The following is a 19,109-nucleotide window of genomic DNA, read 5'->3' as shown; positions in this document are numbered from 1 at the left end:
CATTCTATACCTTTTTCTCTTAGACGGTTTTTCAATCAAAAAGGAGCGGCAGAGCAAAAATGATTTACATGGAAATAATAAGTCATTGAATTAACATCTTATTCGTCATGAGTTTCATTTTGAAATGCTTTTCTAGGTCAATGCTTAAATTGGCTTAGAACATCCAAAAAATAATCGATGTCTTTTTCTGTGTGGGTCGCGGAAATCTGTAGCCGGATTTCTTGTTCTCCTTTTGCGACAACCGGGTAATTCAAGCCGGTAACCAAAATGTCGTGCTTGAAGCAATGTTCTACCAAGGCCGTGGTTTTGTCGGTATTTCTAACTAGGATCGGCACTATCGGGTGTGCTCCGGGTAAGGTTTCGAATCCCAAATCGGTCAATCCGTTCCTGAGCCTTAAAGCTAGCGTTTTTATATGGTTAAGCAAGTCCTTGCCTTCGGCGCTGTCCAGTATATTCAATGCGGCTAAAGCTGATGCCGCTTCCGGTGGGGTAATCGGATTGGAATAAATATAGCTCGCCGATGTTTCCCTTAAATAGTCGATTACGGTCCGGCTGGACACCGCATAGCCGCCATTGACGCCGAGCGCTTTGCCGAGTGTTGCAATCAAGATATCCGCTCGGCTTGTAGTGATTTCTTCGGTGCCGCGCCCGGACGGTCCGAGCGCGCCGATGCCGTGCGAATCGTCGACTACCGTCAAAATCCCTTGTGCGTAAGCGGCTTCATGCTTTCTGCGTATCGCGTCTATTTTATCCAGCGGCGCATGGTCGCCGCGCATACTGAAGACGCCGTCGGTGACGATGATTACTCGTTCCGCTTGGCCTTTGTTATCGATCAGTATGCGTTCCAGTTCGCTCAGGTCCAGATGCGGATAAACCGCTTTTCGCGCCGTTTTTGCCAAACGAATCGCATTGATGATGCAGTTATGATTGAGTGCATCGCTGACGACAAGCGTCTCTTCATCGATCAGCGCCGGCAAGATACCGATCATAGCCGCATAGGCCGCGCTGAATAGCATGGCCGAGTTACGATCGTGAAATTCGGCCAGGCGATTTTCCAAGTCGATATGAGGCTGATAGGTGCCGCTGATAAACCTCACCGCGCCGGGGCCCGTACCGAAGGTTTCGGCGGCTTTCGATTCGGCGGCAATGACTGCGGGATGGCTCGATAGACCCAGGTAGGCATTGGCATTCATTCTCAAAAATGTCCGATCCGGGTAATTCTGAAGCAATACCCTTGGGCCGAGGCCGTTTTCGGTAGTTTTGAAGCCGGTGATGATTTTTTCCTTGCCCTTTGAGATACCTTTGGCCTGCATCGCGGAGAGTCGGTCCCTTAACTGTATGTCGAGTTTGGCAAGTGTCATGATGACCTCTTTTGGCGGTTAGCAGTAAGTAGTGAATAGTGAATAGTGAATAGTGAATAGTGAATAGTGAATAGGGGGTTGGTTTATTGAAAGGGCATTATCGGTTTATTCGGCTATGTGCTCTAGCATGTCTTCGACCATCGTTGCTAGGTCGAAGCGCGCTTGCCAACACCATTCTTGCCGGGCGGCGCTATCGTCCATGTGGCGCGGCCAAGAGTCCGCTATGGCTTGCCTAAGCGGGTCGATTTTATAACTTATTTTGAAATTAGGAATATGCCGGCGAATTTCCGAGGCCAGTTGTTCGGGCGTGAAGCTCATCGCGGTCACATTGTAGGCATTGCGGTGGATCAAGCGTTTGGGATCGGCTGTCATTAACTGCCAAATCGCATCGATCGCATCCGGCATGTACATCATATCCAGCTGCGTATCGGGTTTTAGATAGCAGGTATAATGTTGCCATCGAACGGCAGCGTTGAATATTTCGACTGCGTAATCGGTCGTGCCGCCGCCGGGCGGCGTTTTGTAGGAAATCAATCCCGGAAATCTAAGTCCCCGAGTGTCAAGGTTATAGCGCTTGTGATAATAATCGCACAGTAATTCGCCGGTTACCTTGCCGATGCCGTACAGCGTATTGGGGCGCTGTATCGTTTCCTGGGGCGTATCGAAAGCAGGTGTATTCGGGCCGAAGGCGCCTATCGAACTGGGAAAAAACACCGAGCAATCGTGTTGGCGGGCGATTTCCAAAACATTGAACAAGCCATCGATATTGACCGACCATGCCCTTTGGGGGTCTGTTTCGGCAACAGCGGACAATAGCGAGGCGAGGTGAATAATCGTATCGATGCGATAGTCCTCGACAATCCAAGCCAACGCCGCGACGTCTTCAATGTCCAGCCGGCAATAGGGGCCTGCGTTCGATATCTCGGCATCAGGTTGTTTGCGGTGACCGGCGGCAATGACGGAATCATTGCCGTATCGCTGTCTGAGAGCAGGCGTCAATTCCGAGCCGATTTGTCCGGTGGCGCCGGTCACGAGGATGGTTTTCATCGGTTTTTAAAAAAGGCGGTCAGCGGCGATAAATCCGAGAAGTCGAATGAATTATAAACCTAGAAAAAGCATTTCACCATGAAGATCATGAAGAATAGGAAGTTAATTCAATAGCTTATTACGCGTTTGTATAGAACTTTCGCTCACCAAAAAGGTTAGCGAGAAGGATTTGGTAAGTTCTTGGAATCCTTCATGAACTTCATGGTTAAACTGCCGAATTCAGGATAAACGGCATTGGTTGGAATTGTCTCGTTTAGCCTAACCCAGCTTTAACAAGTGTAGTGCCTACCGCCTATGCTATTGAAATATAATAATTAAAAATCATGCCAAATTTAACTTTGTAGTGCCATAAAATTAATTATTGCATATTATTCAATAACCTATTGACGCGCAATGTTAAGGCTGGGCTAAGTTCGCGTAACTATTTAGTCCCCCGGAAATTATCGTTCCCACGCTCTGCGCTCATCGTTATACATAAGTCAAAAATTACCGTTTTCCTCGTTCCCACCGCTCCAGCGTGGGAATGCATACCGATCTTGCCTCGGCTGACAAGGTATGGGTTCCCACGGAGGACCGTGGGAACCAGAAAAAAATTACCCTTTTGCAAGCTTAGCCAATGAGACCTCAACACCATTTATTGTCACTTGACACACTCGGCTTTCCCTCACCTAGCGCTAGGCGATCCGCGTAGGGTACGCTGTGCGTACCATGGTAACCCCGCAATGTTCATGTGCCAACCGAACCGCCAGGGCACGGTTTTGGTACGCGCAGCGTACCCTACAATTTATGTATAACGATGAGCGCTCTGCGTGGGAACGCCTGAGTACCGCTCCAGCGGTACGAGACGCTAGAGCGTCTCGGTCTTCATTCCCACGCCGGAGCGTGGGAACGATAGGGGGGTGTGAATAATTACAAGTTCGCAGCAATTCCCAGTTTGAAAAATTTCGCCGCATTCAGGGTGCGGGGTATGCCTGTCGAGGAACGCCTGTCAAGCGAGTTGCCGAACCTGCTACAAAACTCATAGCACAAGGAAGTTATTTTTCACGAAATCCTAAGCTAATCTATAAAGCAACATTGAAAGTCCATCGGCGACAATCGAGAAATAACATACGCTAAGCAATCATGGGAAGGTATACTATTCTTTATTGCATAAATAGTGAAATCAAAAGCTAAAAAATCAGTTGGAGCGTTGGAATCCTTTCGTGCTGAGCCCTTCGGTTGCGCTCAAGAGAACCTAGTTGAATCTGCCTTATTCGACTCGTTCCCCTTCGACTAAGCTAAGGGCGAACGGGATATAGATACTCAACTGATTTTTTAAGATCAACTCACGGCATTTTTATTCGAAGACCATGACTCAACCGACTGTTCTTATAGTAGACGACGAGCCTTCCAATTTGGCGCTGATTAGCGAAATTCTAAAATACGATTATAGCGTGAGAGTTGCCAATTCCGGTAGTCGCGGTCTACTACTCGCTCGAACCGAACCCGTTCCCGATTTGATTTTGCTCGATGTCATGATGCCGGATCTAAGCGGACACGACGTTCTAAAAACGCTTAAATCCGAGCCTTCGACTCAAAACATTCCGGTTATCTTTATCACGGCGATGGATAGTCAGGAAGATCAAGTCAACGGCTTCCAATTAGGCGCGGTCGATTATATTACCAAGCCGATCATGCCGGCGGTCGTATTGGCTAGGGTGCAAACGCATATCGAGTTAAAAAGCGCCCACGATCGTCTGATCGATCAAAACGCATGGCTTGAGAGCGAAGTCCAAAAACGCATGTTCGAAAACGATTTGATTCAACAGGTCAGTATTCGCGCATTGGCGCATTTAGCCGAAACCCGCGACCCCGAGACCGGCAATCATATTCTGCGCACACAACATTATGTGCGCGAATTGGCGATACAACTAAAGCAAGATCCGCGTTTCAATGCCATCTTAGACGATCATTACATCGAACTCTTGACTCGCCCGGCACCACTGCACGATATCGGTAAAGTCGCGATTCCGGATCAAATATTATTGAAACCGGGGCCCCTAAGCGCTGACGAATGGGTCATCATGAAAACCCATGCCGAACGGGGTGCAGCGGCAATCGAGCTGGCCGAACAAGATGTTGCGATGAAGGTCGATTTTTTGGTGCTGGCCAAGGAAATTGCTCATTGGCATCACGAACGCTGGGACGGTAAAGGCTATCCGGATGGGTTGAGCGGCGATGCGATTCCGCTTTCGGCGCGCATCATGGCCGTTGCCGACGTATTCGATGCGCTGACGACGAAGCGCGTTTATAAACCGCCAATGCCGTTCGGTGAGGCGAGAGACCTGATCGTTGCCGGTCGAGGCAGTCAGTTCGACCCCGATATGATCGATGCATTTCAACACAGCTACACGACATTCAAACAGATCGCCAAACGATTCGACGATGATACCGCAGCGTCGTTATCGGCAAACTCAGCGACATGAAAAAAACGGCAAAACCGATACAGCGAAAAACTTATAAGCTTTTCATTGCATTACCGTTGTTATTGGCGATTAGTGGTGTGACGCTGACCGGGCTCTATTGGCAACAAGTCAAGATCAATCAAGAAAACTTCGCCCAGCAAGACTTCGAACGTCGGTTCGACCGATTGCTCTTTGCGATCAAAGATAAAATCGAAGACAGTGAACAAGTATTGCGTAGCGTTGTGGGGTTCTTCGCGAGTAGCGAACACGTAAACCGTCAGGAGTTTCAGCAATTCGTTACCGGACTCGACATCCAAAACTATTTTCCCGGCGTCAACGCGTTCGGTTTCGCGCCGTTGATCGAACGCAATGCACTTAATTCGCACATCGAAGCGGTAAGGGCCGAAGGCTTGCCGGACTATCGGGTTTGGCCGGAAATGCCGAATGACAAGCATGCGCCGATCGTCTATATCGAACCGTTCGACGGACAAAACCGGCAAGCGCTAGGTTATGACAGTTATTCGGAAAGGTTACGCCGTATGGCGATGGATAGGGCCCGAGACAGTGGTCGTGCGGCAATGACGGCAAAAACGATACTCATTCAGGAGCCCGCAGCCGAAGCACAGCCCGGATACATTCTGTATATGCCCGTTTATAATCCGGCTACGTCCGGCAATGCCGACTTGTCCGAATCCAATCGTAAATTTATCGGTTGGGTGTTCTCCGCCGTGCGCATCAACGACATGATGCAAATTTTGCTGTCGCGTCCACAATACAATCTGTGTTCATCGCTGTCTCTGAAAATACATGACGGTATCACGGCCACACCCGAACATTTACTCTTCGCACAAAACAGCGACACAGCATTGGACGCTAGATCGCTGAGCCGCCGATTGACCTTGGCCGGAAACACCTGGACCGTGACTGCTGCAATGCCGCCTGAATGCACTACGGAATCCGCGTCGCATCAACCTTTATGGATCGCATTGGCCGGACTCGGCATGACATTACTGCTGACACTGATCGCCGCGATACTGCCTCATCATTATTTGCTTATCCAACGTTACCTGGGACAAAAAGAGTCCTTACAAGAGTATGCATCGCTTTTACGTATCGCCGAACGCTTAGGTCGCATGGGCGGATGGAGCGTCGATTTAAGCGGCAACCGGGTCAAATGGTCCGATACGGTCGCGGCGATTCATGACAAACCGGCCGGTTATTCGCCGAAACTCGAAGAAGGCATAAGCTTTTATGCGCCGGAATGGCGCGATAAAATCCGCGAGGTATTTAATCTCTGCGCCACGCAAGGAATCGCTTATGATGAAGAAATGGAAATCGTTTCGGCGACAAGCCGACGGGTCTGGGTTCGCGCGATCGGCGAAGCCGTTCGTGACGATGCCGGTAAAATTATTAAAGTGCAAGGCGCATTTCAGGATATTTCCGAAAAAAAACGCGCGGAACTGGCCTTGCGCGACATTGAACGCCGCTTTCGATTTTTGTTCGAACAAACGCCCAGTATTGCCGTGCAAGGTTATGACGAAGAGCGCCGCGTGATATTTTGGAATAAAGCCAGCGAAACTTTGTATGGCTATACAAGGGAAGAGGCGTTAGGGCGCCGTTTGGAAGACTTGATTATACCCGATGCAATGCGAGAGGACGTGATTACTCGTGTCAATAACTGGATAACCGGTGGCCCTAACATTCCGGCTGCCGAACTGACATTGCGATGCAAAGACGGCGGCTCGGTCACGGTCTTTACTAATCACGTCATGCAAGAAGGTCCAGTCGGTAAGGAAATCTATTGTATAGACATCGATTTAACCGAACGCAAACGAATCGAAGAGGAATTGCAGGAAAGAGAAGAGCGCTTTCGCATTGCTTCGACGATTGCGAACGATTTGGTTTACTCCTGTAAAAAGGGGCGGGATGGCCATTACCGACTGGATTGGATTGTCGGCAACGCCGAAGCGATATTCGGTGACGACAATGACGCGCTGATGGCGCGTGGCTGTTGGCGTCATTATGTCACGCCAGATGATCAAATGCTGTTTTCGAGGGCTATTACAGCGCTCGAACCCGGCAAATCGAGTCATGTCGTTTTGAGCATAAAACATCGAAATGGCGAACGACGATACATTCAATCGGCGGCTTTTGTTGAAACTAAACATACCGATGACGGACTGCCGGTGTTATTTGGTGCTTTAGAGGATATCACCGCGCGCATTCAAATGGAGATGGAACTGACGCATTCGTATGAACTGATGCGCTATGTCATCGAACATAGCCGAGGCGGCATTGCAATTCACGACGGCGATTTAAACTATTTATATGTCAGTCAGCGCTACCTCGATGATTATCGTGTCACCGATTCCGATATTATCGGTAAGCATCACTATGAGGTGTTTCCCAACTTGCCGCAAAAATGGCGTGATGCGCATCAAAAAGCGTTGCAAGGGATGGCCTCGCATAACGATGAAGATACCTATCTGCGCGAAGACGGAAGCTTGGAGTGGGTTCAGTGGGAATGCCGTCCTTGGTATAACGCCGACGGCTCGATTGGCGGGATCATTATCTACACCGAAATGATTACCGAACGTAAAAAAGCCGAAGATCAGTTGAAAAAACTTGCACTCGCGGTTGAGCAAAGCCCCGAGAGTATCGTGATTACCAATGCCGACGCGCAAATCGAATACGTCAATCAGGCGTTTACCGCTAACACCGGTTATACGCTCGACGACGTTCTCTTGCAAAATCCGCGAATTCTACATTCCGGTAAAACGCCGCAAGTGAATTATGAAACAATGTGGCAAACCTTGACGCAAGGCGAAACCTGGAAAGGCGAGTTTTACAACCAACGCAAGGACGGCAGCGAATACATCGAATTTGCGGTTATTACACCGCTTCGTCAACAGGACGGGACGATTACGCATTATGTCGCGGTCAAGGAAGATATTACCGAAAGAAAGCAAATTGCGACCGAACTCGACAATTATCGCAATCATCTCGAAACCCTGGTGGAATCACGCACGGCGGAATTGCAAACGGCCCGGCAGCAAGCCGAAGTCGCGAATAGAGCTAAAAGCGCGTTTATCGTCAATATGAGCCATGAAATCAGGACGCCGTTGAACGCGATACTCGGTTTGGCGCATTTAATGCGCATCGACGCGACCGCCGCGCAAAGCGACCGTCTGAATAAAATTGAAATCGCCGGTCGGCATCTGTTGTCGATTATCAATGATATTTTGGATTTATCTAAAATCGAAGCGGGTAAGATGCAGCTTAATCATGTCGATTTTCATTTATCGGCGGTACTCGATCATGTTCGGTCTTTGATCGCCGAATCCGCACACATGAAAAAATTGACCATTACGATCGACGATGATTCAGTCCCGGAATGGCTGTATGGAGACGTAACGCGGCTGCGCCAGGCGCTCTTGAATTTAGCCAGTAATGCCGTTAAATTCACCGAACAGGGTAGTATCGACATAAGGGCAAAACTACTCGAGGTGCATGATGACGACTTGCGGGTGCGTTTCGATGTGCGAGACAGCGGTATCGGTCTCGAAGCGGAACAGTTGCAACGTTTATTTCGCCCGTTTACGCAAGTAGACGAAACGATTACGCGGCAATACGGCGGAACCGGATTGGGCTTGTCGATTACCCTCCGGCTTGCCGAATTAATGGGGGGCGAAGCCGGCGCCGAAAGCGAGCCGGGACAAGGCAGCACGTTTTGGTTCACCGTCAATCTGCAAAAAGGTCACGGCGCATTACCGGCAGCAGCGCAAACCGGACCAATAGACGCCGAACAACAATTGCGCGATACCCGCCGGGGGCAACGCGTGTTATTGGCCGAAGACAATCCGATCAACCGCGAAGTCGCGCTCGAACTGCTGCATAGCGTCGGCCTATCGGTCGATGTCGCCGAAGACGGCATCGAAGCGGTCGAAAAAGCGAAACGGCAACACTACGATTTAGTGTTGATGGATATGCAAATGCCTAATATGGACGGATTGGCCGCGACTCAGGTTATTCGCCAATTACCGGACTATCGCGAAACGCCGATATTGGCGATGAGCGCTAATGTATTCGATGAAGATCGAAAATCTTGTTTAGCGGTCGGCATGAATGACTTTATCGCCAAGCCGGTCGATTTGGAACAACTTTACAATACCTTGCTGAAATGGCTTCCGCTATCAGCCGAAGCAGTCGACAACGCGCCCAGCGGGTCGGGACAGAAACATGTTCAAATCGATAAGACTCAACTCAGCGAGGCACTAAACCCCGATTTACCGCAGCGATTATTGTCATTATTTGTCGAACATCACCGAGACGATGGTCAGAAACTGCACGACGCTCTTCAAGCCAACGATACGGACAGGCTTCAACAGCTTGCCCATGCATTGAAAAGTGCTGCCGGCAATATCGGCGCGCAATCGTTGTCGGCACTAGCCTCACAGCTCGAAATTGCGGTGCGTACAAAACGCGATAGCATTACGGATTTGACACGGGATCTTGCGCAACAGCTTGAGGAGGCGATGCAACAATGGCTTGTAGTGCTCGAGGCTCGTCAAACCGAAGAAATCGAGATCGACTCGGAGCGGGCCGATTTAATTATCGAACCACTTAAAGCCTTGCTACGCATTGGCGATATCAAGGCCATCGATATCGCCGAACGTGAAGCGGCGTTATTGCGCGGGGTCTTGGGGAAAACGCAAGGCAACGAATTGCTGCATCTGATTTCAATATTCGAATGGGAAAAAGCGCTCGATATACTCGAGCGGCACGATGATTAGGGCCATGTTAGACCATGACAGACACAATCCTTTTAGAATTTAGCGTTGACGCCAATAATGTCATTATCGCCATTAACGGCCGCTGGGATGAGTTTGCCGACGCAAATGACGCACCGCAACTCAAGAAGCAACACGTCGTTGGTAAATCATTGTTCGATTACATTAGCGGCAATGTTACTCGCCAGTTTGTGCAAAAGTTACTCGATGTTGTCCGGCAAAAAAATACTAGCGCCTGTTTTGATTATCGGTGTGATGCGCCAAACTTGCGCCGTTATTTACAAATGCGGCTGATGGCGAATGAGCGTGGCGAAGTGCGAATTAGCAACTACCAATTGCATACCGAGCCGCGGGTGGCGCCCATTTTTTTTATACGTTCCAACCAGCGTGATCGCCACACACGAGTGCGTTGCAGTATTTGCAATTTACTCAAGCAAGCCGAGCAGTGGGTTGAAGCGGAAAGCTTGCAAACAGATAAAAAGCCGTTAACGCTATCGGTAATTTATGGTGTTTGTCCGTCGTGCCAACTTCAAATGCAACAATTACAATCCTCTCCAAAATAACGTTTGAAAAATCCCACCAGGCTTATAAGTCTTGTTACAATGAGACAGTTTTAATTGCTCTTAACATTAAAATAGGTTTCTTCGCATCATGGCGCGAAACAAAAAACATTCCAGGCGGGTCATCGCTAGTGGCCTTGCTACGCCTGTCAAAGACTCGCTTGATTTATCGCAAGTCTCTACTCTCAATCCCTCACCAAAAACTACTCGCCTGTTTAACGGTTATGTGGTCGCTATCGGCGCATCCGCCGGCGGTTTAGACGCCTTGGAGCGTTTCTTCGACAAACTCCCGATCAACTCGGGGGCTGCCTTCGTTGTCATCCAACATCTTTCCCCCGATCACAAAAGCATGATGGATAATTTGTTGGCAAGGCACACCGCGATGCCCGTGTTGATGGCCGAAAACGGCATGCAAATCAAGCCTAACCAGGTCTTTTTGATTCCGCCGGGGAAGAATATGACGGTGGCTGGCAGTCAGCTATGTTTGTTGCCCAAAAATCCGCATGGCTTGAGTTTACCGATTGATTTATTTTTTACCTCCCTCTCCAAAGAATTTGGCAAGCATTCGGTTGGCGTGATTCTCTCCGGCACCGGTTCTGACGGAACCCGAGGCGCGGTGGCGATTAATGATGCCGGTGGTTTTCTTCTGGCGCAAGACCCGGAAACTGCTAAATTCGATGGCATGCCGCGTAGCGTCATTGCCACCGGCTTAGTCGATGAAGTGATGTCACCAGAAATCTTAGCGGCCAGAATTGTCGGTCATGTTAACAATAGCATTCAACCGACTGTAAAGGTGAATGATACGGGTCAAACGTTGCTTGGTGATCCTTTAGAAAAGATTTTGCATTTGCTGTATCAAGTCGGCGGCATTAATTTTAAGGAGTACAAATCGGCAACGGTAGAACGTCGCATTGAACGACGAATGCAAGTGCGGCATGTACGTGATTTAAGCAATTATTTACACTTACTGGAAAGTGATCGCAACGAAATCATTACGCTGAAACGCGATATTTTGATTCCGGTGACCAGTTATTTTCGTGATGCCGAAACGTTTGAATCATTAGAAAAAATGGTCATCCAGACCTTGGTGGAAGAACACCGCGATAATCAACCGCTACGCGTCTGGGTGGCTGGGTGCGCGACCGGTGAAGAAGCTTATACACTGTCCATTTTATTTGCTGAAGCCTTCGATAAATTGCGCCGTTGGCCTTTGCTCAAAATTTTTGCCACCGACGTTGAACAACAAAACATTGATTTTGCAAGTGCCGGGGTTTATCCGGAAGCCATCGCCAACGAGTTGTCGTCCGATCGTCTCGAACGCTTTTTTAATCGCACTGGCAATCAGTTTGTCGTCAAAAATGAAATCCGCCAGCATATCGTTTTTGCGCGGCACAATATTCTCGACGATCCACCGTTTACCCGCATGAATCTAGTCAGTTGCCGTAATACATTGATTTATTTTGATGTGGCGGCACAAGAACGCGCCTTGCTGTGTTTTCAATATGCATTGGCGCATAACGGGTATTTATTACTCGGTTCCAGTGAATCTTTAGGCGCGTTACATAAAGATTTTAGTGTCATTAACGCAAAGCATAAAATCTATCGCGTGCTGCGGCCTGTTTCGTTACCGCTTAATTTTAAAAGCAGTACTAACAGCAATGATAACCGCTTGCGGGTGAGTCAGCCGCACCGAGAAAAATATCGAAACGCTGAAACCAGTATTATCGAAGCGGGTCAAGCATTGTTAATGCAAAGTTATGCGCCGCCTGCATTATTAATCAATGAGGACCGCGAACTGATGCATGTATATGGCGATGTGCAACGTTATATGCAAATTCAACCCGGCAGCGCCAGTTTAGAAATTTCTAAATTGCTGGTGGGCAAGTTAGCACCGGTATGCGTAGCCTTGCTGCATAAAGTTGCTAAAGACAATACCCCCTTAAATTCAGAAATTCAGTTGCTGGATGCGGGTAAGCATCAAAGCGAACGGGTGCGGATTGTGGTTAGACCGTTAGTGGACGAAAGGCAGGCAGAGCGGCATTTTTTAATGTCCTTTGAAGTGCTGGCGCAGAAAGAAATGTCCTTAGTCGGCGCCGATAATATTGATGTCGCGGAAGTTTCGGCTGATCGTATTCAAAGCTTGGAATGGGAGTTGTCGATCACCCGCGATAGTTTACAAGCGACGATTGAGGAGCTAGAGACTTCTAACGAAGAATTGCAAGCGACCAATGAAGAATTAATGGCTTCGAATGAAGAGCTACAAAGCACCAATGAAGAATTACAGTCGGTGAACGAAGAGCTGTATACCGTTAACGCCGAAAATCAGGAAAAAATCGATATTCTCAACCGCCTGAACGCCGATTTAGACAATATGACGCGCGCCGCGCTGATTCCTACGATATTTGTGGACAACAACTTGAAGTTAACCCGCTTTACTCCGGAAGCAGGGTCTATTTTCCGTATTCGAGAAGGGGATATTGGGCGACCGATTGATGATTTTACCCATCAAATGGAATATCCCGAGTTCTTGCACGATTTGCAGCGTGTAATCGACACTGCACAGTTGATGGAGCGTGAAGCCAAAACCCACACTGATCATTGGTATTTGGTGCGAATCTTACCGTATATCGATCGTCCGAAAAACCTCAATGGCGCGGTATTGACTTTTGTCGATATTACCCACATTAAAGATGCGCAACGTCTGCAGGCGATTTTAGATTCCCTGCCCGAACATATTGCCGTATTAAATGCTAACGGAGTGATTACCGTGGTTAACAAAGCCTGGCGAGATTTTGCCGAAAGCAATGGTGATCATGAACTGGCTCATACAGGTCCAGGCATTAACTATCTTGACGTATGTAAGACTCAACATGCCCCTGATAATGCGATTGCTCGGCAAGTTCTGATTGGCATGAGGCAGATTCTAAGCGGCGAGCTAGCGCATTTTTCGATTAAATATCCCTGTCACTCACCTACCGAGCGCCGCTGGTTTTTGATGAACGCCACGTCAGTCAAACATCCGTTGGGAGGCATTATTGTCAGCCATGTCAATATTACAGCCTGGATAGAGGGGGAGCAGGATGAATAAGATTAAAAAATTAGCTAGCGAGGCATTGCAACGCGGCGATTTTGATTTTGCCCTACAAGAAGTGGCGCGTGGTGAGACGGATGTCTCCCGCTTAATTGAAGACCTTAAGATTTATCACGCGGAATTAGAAATTCAAAACGAAGAGTTGCTCGAAAATCAAGCTTTTACTGAAAAAGCCATGCGCCGCTTTAGCGGTTTGTTTGCGGCTTTGCCGGTACCGGCTTTAGTTATTGATGAAGTTGGGGTCATCCATGAGTGTAATGCGATAGCTGAACAACGGTTTGCCTTAGGCCGCAAGCAATTACGTTCACATTATTTTCCTCGCCTGCTACCTAAAAAAGAGCATGGCCGTTTGCGGGAATTATTACAGATAGCTCGCAACGAAGATTGTGCTAGCCAAGCTGGTATCGAATTAAAAACGGCCGATGAACAACAGTTTATAGCGGATATGCATGTTTCGTCATTGCCCGAGTTAATAGAAAATAATGCGTATCATTTTGTCGTTTTAATGGTCGATCAAACCGCAGTGGTTAAGCAACATGTCCTGCTGGAAGAAAGTCGCCGACACTTTCAGGCTTATTTTGATTCCGCACCGGTCGGCATGGCAGCCATCAGTGCCGATAAACAATGGCTAGAAGTCAACGATAAACTCTGTGACTTGTTCGGATATTCGCGTGATGCGCTGATTAAGCTGACCTGGGTGGATTTAACGCATCCTTCCGGTCTTGACGCCGAATTAGAGCAGTTTAATGACATACTCACAGGCAAACTTGAGGGTTATGCGCTGGATAAGCGCTGTATTCGCGGTGACGGCGAAATCATTGATGTGCATGTGATCAAGCAAGGGGTGCGTGATGCCAGCGGCCAACTTGATTATATAGTGGTCATTATCGAAGATATTTCTGCACGCAAGCAGGCTGAGCTTGCCTTGATGGAGCGAGATCGGGCCCTCGAAAATCAGTCCTTGAGCTTACGCGAGCGTATTAAGGAGCTAAAAGCGATTTATGCTATTTCCCGAGCGTCGCAATTAATGAGCGATCAAGATGCTTTTTTTGCCGACGTGTTAAGACTGTTGCCAATGGGCATGTATTACACGGACGATGTCTCGGTGTCTATTGATTTAGCTTCCAAAATCTACGGCAACAATAGCTTTTCAGCCACAATGGATAAGCTGGAAAGCGATATTCAGGTTGATGCGCAAGTGGTCGGTAAAATTAGCGTCGGCTATAGGAAGCCGCGTATTTTGCCAAACAACAAACCGTTTCTTGATGAAGAAAAACAATTAATTGAGGGCATAGCGGAATTAATCGGTTTATTTCTCACGCGTATACGGAGTCAACAAGCCCAAGAGTTAACCAGTCAACGCAATGCCGCTCTATTAAGTTTAACCAGGCAAGCTACGAAAATGGATGAACAGTCTCTGCTGCGTTTTGCCCTAGAGCACGCCGAGACGCTAACCGATAGCCACATCGCTTATGTACATTTTGTCAACAGTGATCAAAATACCATTAGTTTCGGGGTATGGTCAGGTAAAACCCTGCAAAATTGTACAGCGGTGCATATAATCATTACCCGTTAGCGAATGCCGGTGTGTGGGCGGACTGTTTTCGTTTGCGTCAGCCGGTTATTCATAATGATTACCCGGCATTGGCTAACAAAAAAGGCTTGCCGGAAGGCCATGCGGCCTTATTACGCCACATGAGCGTGCCGGTTCTCGAAGACGATAATGTCGTGATGATTATGGGAGTAGGTAATAAACAAGACCCTTATGATGCGGGTGATTTGGCCGTTTTAGAAATGTTTGCCAATAATGTATGGGCCTTGGTACAACGTAATCGGCAACAACGCAAACTCGAACTCGATGCGATGGTGTTTCGTTATAGCCGGGAAGCCGTAGTCGTCACGGACGGTGAGCAACGGATTCTCTCGGTTAACCCTGCCTTTACCCAAATTACGGGTTACACGGAAGCCGAAGTGCTCGGTTTAACCCCGCGTTTGCTCAAGTCAGGGAGGCATGATGATGGTTTTTACCAACAAATGTTTACGAAACTGAATCGTGAAGGCTATTGGCAAGGGGAAATTTGGAATCGGCGTAAGAATGGAGAAATCTATCCGCAATGGCTTGGTATTTCGGTGGCGCATACGACAACCGAGGAGCAACCGAGTGAATACATTGCCGTATTTATGGATATTACCGAACATAAACAAGCCCAAGAGTATATTGAGTTTCTCGCGCATCATGACCTTTTAACGGAACTGCCCAACCGCACTTTATTAAAGGATCGTTTTCAACAAGCGGTGTCTTATGTACAGCGCCAAGGTAAGAAACTAGGCTTGTTGTATTTGGATTTAGATAATTTTAAAAATGTTAACGATAGCTTAGGTCATCCCATAGGTGACAAGCTGCTTTTACAAATAGCCCGTTGCCTTCGCGATTGTGTGCGCGAAGCGGATACCGTCAGTCGTATAGGCGGTGATGAGTTTGTTATTATGCTGGGCAATATCCACCATGCCGAGAATTTAGCCGAGATTTCCACTAAAATCTTGGTAGCGCTGTCACGCCCATTTGACATTGACGTCCATAAACTACAGTTATCATGTAGTATCGGCGCGTGTTTGTATCCCGATGACGGTGAGGAATTCGATGGGCTGCTCCAAAAAGCCGATACCGCCTTGTATCAGGCTAAAGCCAGTGGGCGCAATAACTATAAGTTTTTTACCACAGCCATGAATGTGCAGGTGATGCGCCGTATGTCTTTAGAAAATGCCATGCGTTTGTCGCTGGAGCGCGAAGATTTCTTTGTGGTTTATCAACCCCAATTTGACATTAAAAGCGGACAGATTGTCGGTGTTGAAGCCTTAGCGCGCTGGCATCATGGCGAACTGGGAATGATTTCACCGGCAGAATTTATTTCGGTTGCCGAAGAGTGTGGATTGATTGTTACCTTAGGGCAGTCGGTGCTGCGTCAAGCCTGTCAACAAATGCAAGAATGGTTGCTACAAGGGCACGGCGAAACCGTTCTAAACTTCTTGACTTTGGTATCGCAATATAACCTTTCTCGAATTCTCTGTCATGCGTAGGTAATCGAATACCCGTCGTACATTACGCGCCAGCTTTTCGGTAGTGGCTGCCACACTGTCTTTACTCATGGACTTAATCAACCCTGCGGCAAATCTGCGCAGACAGGTTATGTTTTCAGGTCCATGGCCTTTGCTTATCCTGCAACGATCTTCATTCCAATTCCAATCCAGTAGGTAATGATGACTCTCAACGCCCCAATGATCTCTATTGAACTTGAGCACTTGTTCAGCGTTGGCGCTCATCGGCGAATGACTGGTCAGGCCGTAAGCCATCTCAAAGGTTTCTTGGCCGCTTTTTTTGTCGATGGTGTGGCGTTGTATGGCAAATATTTGCCCGACGAAAGGGAAATCAAGGTAGTTGTTCAGGAGCGTAGACGTCCAAATAGAGCGTGACTCAATACGACCATGCGTTAAGGTGTAGGGCTCGCTATAGTCAGGCGCTTGGCGATTTTCAAAGGCTAGGCGAATATCCTGGGCGACTGTGGGTTGGTTGTCTTTGGCGGTAAATACATAATGGGCCTGCCGGTCTTCGACCAGATAGTGCGCCAGTTTACGCTGTGTTAAAAGAGCGTCGCCGGTGATCGTTTTATCTGCAATATTTGCCAGGGCATCCATAACCGGGATGAACATCCCGATTTCGTTGGTCTGTTTAAGTTCATCGCTTCCCTCTACAGGCAAAGCACCGACTTTTTTTGAGTGTGGCAGCGTCCCGTCTGATGCCCGACGACGCCCAGGATGTGTGTTTGACGACCGTCTTCATCAATCGCGTTACGCAGGGTTTTACCGTCGACGGCCAAGCCTTCGTCGGCTTCGGCGAATTGTTCGTTCCAGCCTTGCAGCGCAAGATCGAGTTGTGCGGGATCGACGCTAATTAAGGTTTCTCTAAAGGTGGTGCGACTGGGTACCTGATAACGCCCATTGCGTTTGCGACAGCCAAAACGGGCTCGCGCTTTTTGGCCTAAGTCATCCGCCCAGCTGCCAATCGCTTTATAGCCTTCCATTCCACAGAGCACGGCAGCTGTGGCAAGAGCCAGAATACACGGCAGAGAATGACGCTGTCCCTGCTTACGCCGCGGGTCAGGAATATCAAGAAAGAACTCTGGTAAAGTGCGCATTTGATCGGCGGTTAGCATGATTTTTGGTGCTCCATAGCCATAACAGGGGCTAAGCATAGGTTGCGACAAGTGAGTTTGAGCGCGCTTTTCCAAGGGTCTAACAAAAACCTGCTTGGGCTGTTGAGCTCTAGGGCTATAGCCTTGGCGAATCCGACGGTAACCACGGGTATCGCCGACATGCACCCAGTTAGAAGCACGATAAATCGTGCCATGAAACAACTGAGGATCAACGAAAGTTTCTAGCAATAATAAGGGGTAACCGAAGCGTTGCTGCCAATCCTGAGAAATTCGCCGTTCACATAAGGAAAGAACCCGGGACGCAAGGTTAGGATAATGGTGCTCGGGGAGAATCAAAAAGCGACTATTGTTAGCAATCAGGTGAAGGCGATCATATTGAACCCGATAGCTCCAACCAATCCACTGATCACGCGCAGCACATTTCCAGGCTGCGGCGGAAAAGCTGATGAGTGCCAGCCATTGATTATGATAGCTGGCGACATACCACAAGGTATGTCCGATCTTTGGTAAAGCGCCCAGATAGTGGTGTGCCTTCATTAATGACTGAAAACGTTCCTGCTCTTTCGACTGAACTGGCTGTACGATGATCTCTTGAAGGTTCAAAGCCTGTATCCCAAACATAGAATGTCAGGATGCTTTATATCTGAAAAATGTAAGTTTGTCCAGGATTAGTTATATTTCATTGATTTATCATGTAAAGTTATAGAGAACTGTTCCGCCGTGGCTACAAGGGCATTATTTGCGTGTGTCCGTCAATGTGTCTTGTGTGCAATTTTTAAGGCACAACTTATTGCAATCGGTCACCGAAATCTTGGAAGAAACCGGTTTGCCGCCGCACCATCTGGAGCTGGAATTAACCGAATCCATCTTGGTTACCGATCCAGAGTATGTGTTGCAGGTGGTGAATACGTTAAACCAACGAGGCGTACAATTTTCGATTGATGATTTTGGTACCGGTTATTCCAGTTTAAGCTATCTCAAACGCTTCGCGGTGGACAGGCTTAAAATTGATCAATCCTTTGTGCGAGATATTCCAGGTGACGCCGACGATGAAGTATTGGTCGAGGCCATTGTTAATCTGGCTCACAATTTACGCCTTAAATGCATTGCCGAAGGCGTGGAAACCCAAGTGCAAGCGGATTTCTTACGCCAATTAGGCTGCGATCAAATTCAAGGGTATTTATTAAGCAGACCGTTATCAGTAGATGCGATGCAGCAATTATTGAGTAGTCAGTAAGTAATGATTCACACCCTCTATCGTTCCCACGCTCCGGCGCTTATCGTTATACACAAATATCGGTAAACTTGCTAAACAGATGTCATCGTACACCTGGAAACGGTGCTGTTTGATAAATCTGCGGATATTGGGTATCGGTGGCTCCGAGATCGCGATCTGGGGGTCGCTCCCACAGAGCATCCGGCCCCTTGTGGGAGCGACGCCTTCGTTGTCCCTCACCTAACCCTGAAGCACATGAAGTTCATGAAGGATTCCAAGAACTTACCAAATCCTTCTCGCTAACCTTTTTGGTGAGCGAAAGTCCTATACAAACGCGTAATAAGCTATTGAATTAACTTCCTATTCTTCATGATCTTCATGGTGAAATG

11 protein-coding genes are annotated in these 19,109 nt (G+C 48.2%); 7 read left to right on the top strand and 4 right to left on the bottom strand.

What is annotated here, in order from left to right:
- Nucleotides 1-137 precede the first annotated feature (137 nt).
- A complete protein-coding gene (locus WJM45_RS13005) occupies nucleotides 138-1,361 on the bottom strand; it encodes an aminotransferase class I/II-fold pyridoxal phosphate-dependent enzyme (protein WP_341325529.1) in 1,224 nt (407 codons plus the stop codon).
- A gap of 105 nt (nucleotides 1,362-1,466) precedes the next feature.
- Entirely contained in the window at nucleotides 1,467-2,408 is a 942-nt protein-coding gene (locus tag WJM45_RS13000) for an NAD-dependent epimerase/dehydratase family protein (protein WP_341325528.1), read from the bottom strand.
- Nucleotides 2,409-3,757: 1,349 nt separating this feature from the next.
- On the opposite strand from WJM45_RS13000, the gene WJM45_RS12995 reads away from it, so the two are divergent.
- The 6 genes from WJM45_RS12995 (at nucleotide 3,758) to WJM45_RS12970 (ending at nucleotide 16,371) form a co-directional block, all read left to right on the top strand.
- Nucleotides 3,758-4,873 (top strand): two-component system response regulator, encoded by a 1,116-nt coding sequence (locus WJM45_RS12995; RefSeq protein ID WP_341325527.1) that lies wholly within the window; start codon nucleotides 3,758-3,760, stop codon nucleotides 4,871-4,873.
- Nucleotides 4,870-9,645 carry a PAS domain S-box protein gene (locus WJM45_RS12990; protein WP_341325526.1) on the top strand — a complete coding sequence of 1,592 codons (4,776 nt, stop codon included), beginning with the start codon at nucleotides 4,870-4,872 and terminating at the stop codon, nucleotides 9,643-9,645. Before WJM45_RS12995 ends, WJM45_RS12990 begins: the two co-directional genes overlap by 4 nt.
- 14 nt (nucleotides 9,646-9,659) lie before the next feature.
- Entirely contained in the window at nucleotides 9,660-10,205 is a 546-nt protein-coding gene (locus tag WJM45_RS12985) for a hypothetical protein (protein ID WP_341325525.1), read from the top strand.
- Between the two features lie 88 nt (nucleotides 10,206-10,293).
- A complete protein-coding gene (locus WJM45_RS12980) occupies nucleotides 10,294-13,290 on the top strand; it encodes a chemotaxis protein CheB (protein ID WP_341325524.1) in 2,997 nt (998 codons plus the stop codon).
- Entirely contained in the window at nucleotides 13,283-14,869 is a 1,587-nt protein-coding gene (locus WJM45_RS12975; RefSeq protein ID WP_341325523.1) for a PAS domain S-box protein, read from the top strand. Before WJM45_RS12980 ends, WJM45_RS12975 begins: the two co-directional genes overlap by 8 nt.
- Nucleotides 14,836-16,371: a diguanylate cyclase gene (locus WJM45_RS12970; RefSeq protein ID WP_341325522.1), complete on the top strand. Its 1,536-nt coding sequence runs from the start codon at nucleotides 14,836-14,838 to the stop codon at nucleotides 16,369-16,371. The genes WJM45_RS12975 and WJM45_RS12970 overlap by 34 nt, the downstream gene beginning before the upstream one ends.
- Here the strand turns inward: WJM45_RS12970 and WJM45_RS12965 are convergent.
- Both WJM45_RS12965 and WJM45_RS12960 read right to left on the bottom strand, forming a co-directional pair.
- Nucleotides 16,312-17,049 carry an ISAs1 family transposase gene (locus WJM45_RS12965; RefSeq protein ID WP_138767055.1) on the bottom strand — a complete coding sequence of 246 codons (738 nt, stop codon included), beginning with the start codon at nucleotides 17,047-17,049 and terminating at the stop codon, nucleotides 16,312-16,314. The genes WJM45_RS12970 and WJM45_RS12965 overlap by 60 nt on opposite strands.
- Complete coding sequence (locus tag WJM45_RS12960) at nucleotides 17,040-18,125, bottom strand: Druantia anti-phage system protein DruA (protein WP_341325521.1); 1,086 nt, start codon at nucleotides 18,123-18,125, stop codon at nucleotides 17,040-17,042. Before WJM45_RS12960 ends, WJM45_RS12965 begins: the two co-directional genes overlap by 10 nt.
- Before the next feature lie 118 nt (nucleotides 18,126-18,243).
- On the opposite strand from WJM45_RS12960, the gene WJM45_RS12955 reads away from it, so the two are divergent.
- Nucleotides 18,244-18,741, top strand: coding sequence for an EAL domain-containing protein (locus WJM45_RS12955; RefSeq protein ID WP_341325520.1), 498 nt, complete (start codon nucleotides 18,244-18,246; stop codon nucleotides 18,739-18,741).
- Nucleotides 18,742-19,109 lie beyond the last annotated feature (368 nt).

It is taken from the genome of Methylotuvimicrobium sp. KM2, from assembly GCF_038051925.1.
Taxonomy (GTDB): Bacteria; Pseudomonadota; Gammaproteobacteria; order Methylococcales; family Methylomonadaceae; genus Methylotuvimicrobium.
This window is presented reverse-complemented; position numbering and strand designations above follow the sequence as displayed.

What these genes read in the sequence shown, in the direction of transcription:
- WJM45_RS12975 (WP_341325523.1), top strand. Translation starts at nt 13,283, where the DNA reads ATGAATAAGATTAAAAAATTAGCTAGCGAGGCATTGCAACGCGGCGAT.
- WJM45_RS12995 (WP_341325527.1), top strand. Translation starts at nt 3,758, where the DNA reads ATGACTCAACCGACTGTTCTTATAGTAGACGACGAGCCTTCCAATTTG.
- WJM45_RS12960 (WP_341325521.1), bottom strand. Translation starts at nt 18,125, where the DNA reads ATGTTTGGGATACAGGCTTTGAACCTTCAAGAGATCATCGTACAGCCA.
- WJM45_RS13005 (WP_341325529.1), bottom strand. Translation starts at nt 1,361, where the DNA reads ATGACACTTGCCAAACTCGACATACAGTTAAGGGACCGACTCTCCGCG.
- WJM45_RS12985 (WP_341325525.1), top strand. Translation starts at nt 9,660, where the DNA reads ATGACAGACACAATCCTTTTAGAATTTAGCGTTGACGCCAATAATGTC.
- WJM45_RS12990 (WP_341325526.1), top strand. Translation starts at nt 4,870, where the DNA reads ATGAAAAAAACGGCAAAACCGATACAGCGAAAAACTTATAAGCTTTTC.
- WJM45_RS13000 (WP_341325528.1), bottom strand. Translation starts at nt 2,408, where the DNA reads ATGAAAACCATCCTCGTGACCGGCGCCACCGGACAAATCGGCTCGGAA.
- WJM45_RS12980 (WP_341325524.1), top strand. Translation starts at nt 10,294, where the DNA reads ATGGCGCGAAACAAAAAACATTCCAGGCGGGTCATCGCTAGTGGCCTT.